The sequence below is a fragment of the Longimonas sp. genome (genome assembly GCF_046498435.1).
Taxonomy (GTDB): Bacteria; Bacteroidota; Rhodothermia; order Rhodothermales; family Salinibacteraceae; genus Longimonas.
The window spans coordinates 1-2,952 of sequence record NZ_JAWOAR010000083.1; the positions used below are offsets into that span (position 1 = coordinate 1).

3 protein-coding genes and 1 pseudogene are annotated in these 2,952 nt (G+C 59.1%); 1 reads left to right on the forward strand and 3 read right to left on the reverse strand.

What is annotated here, in order from left to right:
• Positions 1–190, forward strand: a pseudogene (locus R6U20_RS03605) (amidophosphoribosyltransferase); the annotation flags it as partial.
• On the opposite strand, the gene R6U20_RS03610 reads toward R6U20_RS03605, so the two are convergent.
• From R6U20_RS03610 to R6U20_RS03620, 3 genes are all read right to left on the reverse strand, one after another.
• Entirely contained in the window at positions 189–851 is a 663-nt protein-coding gene (locus tag R6U20_RS03610) for a glycine betaine ABC transporter substrate-binding protein (RefSeq protein WP_410336504.1), read from the reverse strand. The pseudogene R6U20_RS03605 and the gene R6U20_RS03610 overlap by 2 nt on opposite strands.
• A 213-nt stretch (positions 852–1,064) precedes the next feature.
• Complete coding sequence (locus R6U20_RS03615) at positions 1,065–1,961, reverse strand: ABC transporter permease (protein WP_410336505.1); 897 nt, start codon at positions 1,959–1,961, stop codon at positions 1,065–1,067.
• A 93-nt stretch (positions 1,962–2,054) separates the two neighbouring features.
• A partial coding sequence (locus R6U20_RS03620; RefSeq protein WP_410336506.1) for an ATP-binding cassette domain-containing protein occupies positions 2,055–2,952 on the reverse strand: 898 nt, incomplete at its 5' end.

A 2,952-nucleotide genomic window follows, 5' to 3' on the forward strand; every position in this document is an offset into this window, starting at 1 on the left:
GGACTCGGTGATCGACAACGTGTTTGTCCACCGCGCGCGCATGCGCATGGGGACCGCGCTGGGCGAGAAGATCCGGCGCATCTGGCCGGACCATGACATCGACGTGATCGTGCCGATCCCGGACACCGGGCGCACGGTGGCCCTGGAGATGGCGCATGAACTGAATATCAAGTACCGCGAGGGGTTCATCAGCCGGTGACGACAATGGGCTCTTCGTTTTGGATGGAGCTTTGCAGCTCAGACCAGGTGGCGGGTCCGCTGGAAGCCAGCACCTCAAACCCTTCAATGTCATTGTTCGAGAGGATCTCGCGTGTCTGCTCGTTAACGGCTGCTCCCGACTCGATGCCGTGGATGCGTCCGTCTAGGGCTTCGCGGTGATCGGCCAGATCCTCAACACTCTCAATATCAGTGTAGGTAGGGACCGTCAGCCCAACGGTGGTGCGATCGTACCACTGCCCAATTTTCTGCAGATCGCCTTGATGCTCCTCCCACGAGGTGCTGTGTGTCGTAGGAAGCCAGGCCTCAACAAACACATCGGCTCCGCCCGAGGCAACGGACGTGAAGGCCGTACCGCCGCCGGTGACCTCGCTCATCTGCTCTACGTTCATGTCAAGGCTATCCTGGAGCACCTCGTGCATGACGTGGGCCATGGCGATGCCTTCTACCCAGTTTACGTAGACCAGGCTGATATCGCTTTCTGCGCCGTCGGTGCCAGTATCGGATGAACCGCATCCGGCCAGCAGCAGTCCGCTAATGCCAAGAAGCACCGCAGCAACAGCGGTTGCAAACCAGGGAGAGGATGATGAAGAGTGCGGAACGTGGTTGGTGTTCATCATATGTCGGTAGCGCATTTGTCAGGGAAAACAGGTGGGGGCGCAAGGCAGGGGTAGGTCTGGTCCTGTTGCGCTGTGTGATGCAGGATTGTTATAGACACGAGCACCCAATGAGTGCGGGTGCAAATAGTTTATCTAACAGCGTAAAGTTTGTATAATCCTCCCTTATATTTCGGCATGTTACGAAGGAATAACGGTTGGGCGTGGGTATGACGAAGCCTACGAGAATCCTCAGGAGGATTCTGCTGATCCACTTGCGGTGGCGGCTTGTTCACCGATGGACTGCGTGATGCGGTCGAGGTAGATGGCCAGGATGACGATAGCGAGTCCGCCGTTGAATCCGTCGGCAATTTGGAGTTGGGTGACGCCGCGCACGACCGGCCCGCCCAGGCCCTCCGCCCCAATAAGCGCCGCAATGACGACCATAGACAGCGCCAGCATGATGGTCTGGTTCACGCCTGCCATGATGGTGGGAAGCGCTACGGGCAGTTCCACCTTGAACAGCGTTTGGCGGGTGGTGGCGCCAAAGGATCGTGAGGCTTCGACAACCTCCTCGGGCACCTCGCGGATGCCGAGGTTTGTAAGCCGCACCACCGGCGGCGTGGCAAAGATAAAGGTAGCAATGACACCAGGCACCTTGCCGAGTCCGAAGAGCAGCACGGCTGGAATCAGATACACGAATGCGGGCATGGTCTGCATGAAGTCGAGCACGGGGCGCACACTCTGGTTTACGGCGTTATTCTTCGAGGCCCAGATGCCTACCGGAATACCGACGATTAGGCAGAGTAGCGTAGCGATGAGCGTAAGTGCTACGGTCTGCATGAGGAGCTCCCAGAAGCCCATGCCAAAGACAAGCGTCGTATCCCAAAACGGGAGTGGGAGCGTTACCTGGTCGATGAGCAGCAAGCCGATGAAGCTGAACGCGGCCATGCCGCGCGAGCAGGTCCACCACGCCAGGGCGGTAAGCAGGGCAACCATCACGTAGCTGGGGGGATAGAGTAGCGCCGCCTCCAGTCCGTTAATGAGCAGCGTAATGAACTGTGTGATGGCGTCGAAGAACGGGGAGAAGTTAGCGGTAAGCCACTGAATGAGCGACTCAAACTCTTCACCAATATCAAATTCAATCACAGCGCTGGTATCCGTTATTGCAAGAAAAACGCATAAGCATCCCGCAGTTTGAAGACAGGAGGATGTCCAGGGGATGCACGGGAGAGGAGAGCGTTATGCAGACTCGGCTGCGGGGGTAACCTCGCCATCAAGCGTGCGACTGACGTGAGCCTTCTCGGGCGTGGCGTCTTTGTTGAGGGCCCCGGACTCCATCAGGTTCTCGATGTTGGTGGTGACTTCCGACAGAATGGAGGCACGGTCTACCACGCCCACGAGCTCATCGTTGTCATTGAGAATGGCCACAGGCAGGTCGGCTTCGAACACGACGGGCAGCAGTGCCGCCACCGGTGTGTTCTCGTGTGCCGTGGGCACATCGCGGGTGAGGGTCTCGTGCAGGTCGGAGCGGTCTTTCGTGCGCAGATCGACGGCATCGTCGAGGTGAACAATGCCCAGGAGACGCTGGTCGGCATCCACCGCATAGACCAGGTCGGTGCCCTCGCTGCGCATCTTGCGAATAGCGACGGCGGGGCCGTGCGGCTGCTCTTCGGATGTGGCGTCGGCCAGGTGCACGGTGGGATACGACCGCATGAGCGTGGATGCCTGAATGACGCGCGTGCGATCTACGTCTTGCACGAACGAGCGCACGTACTCGTCGGCGGGCTCGGTGAGGATCTCCTCGGGCGTGCCCACCTGTACGATGCGCCCGGACTTCATAATGGCTACGCGGTCGCCAATCTTGAGCGCTTCGTCCAGGTCGTGTGTCACGAACAAAATGGTTTCCTGCATCTCCTGCTGCAAGTTCAGCAGCTCGTTCTGCATCTCGCTGCGGATGAGCGGATCGAGTGCGCTAAACGGCTCATCCATCAGCAAGATGCTGGGGTCATTGGCCAGGGCGCGGGCCAAGCCTACGCGCTGTTGCATGCCCCCAGAGAGCGCATCGGGGGTGTGGTTCTCGTATCCGCTAAGTCCAACCAAGTCAATGGCTTCCTTGGCGCGTTTGCTTCGCGTTTCC

Excerpts from the sequence above, each read along its gene's own strand:
- R6U20_RS03610 (WP_410336504.1), bottom strand. The coding sequence starts at position 851 with ATGCGCTACCGACATATGATGAACACCAACCACGTTCCGCACTCTTCA.